The organism is Xanthobacter autotrophicus (assembly GCF_030015065.1).
In the GTDB taxonomy this organism is placed as follows: Bacteria; Pseudomonadota; Alphaproteobacteria; order Rhizobiales; family Xanthobacteraceae; genus Xanthobacter; species Xanthobacter autotrophicus_D.
In genome coordinates, this window is the sequence record NZ_JAIVFN010000314.1 from 1 (window position 1) to 566 (window position 566).

A 566-nucleotide genomic window follows, 5' to 3' on the forward strand; every position below is an offset into this window, starting at 1 on the left:
GTCGAGGAGACGAAGGCACGCGTTGCGGAGGCCGGCATACGGGTGGAACTGACTCAGGCGGCGAGCGAAGAACGCAATGCGCTGACCCGCCTGTATGCACTGTTGGGTCGAACCACCGCGGCCGCCCTCCAGCTGGAAGGCGAAGCCGAGAGCCTTCCAGCCGTCCCGGATCTCGCTGCACTGCAATCCCTGGTCGCATCATCTCCAGCCATTGTTGTGGCCAGGGTAGAAGTGGACCGACGCAGAGCCTTGACCGAGGTGGAGCAAAGCAAACGCGTGCCAGACGTCACTGTGAGCGCAGGTATGCAGCGCAGCAACGAGACGCAGCGCAACATGCTCCTGCTCGGAGTGTCGGTACCTCTCCAGGTCTTCGACCGCAACCAAGGCAACCTGCTGGAGGCCCTGAAGCTCGAAGACAAAGCCAGGGACGAACTGCAAGCCACCACCGTGCGTCTGCACAGCGAGGTGACTCAAGCCCACGATCGGCTTTCCACGATCGCCACCGAAGTACAGGCACTGCGAGGTGACGTGCTCCCCGGCTCCAAGTCGGCCTACGACGCCGCAAC

General features: G+C 63.3%; 1 protein-coding gene. It reads left to right on the plus strand.

The annotated features are described in order from the left end of the window. The coding region (locus K9U40_RS23290) for a TolC family protein (RefSeq protein ID WP_282892443.1) at positions 1-566 on the plus strand (566 nt) is incomplete at both ends.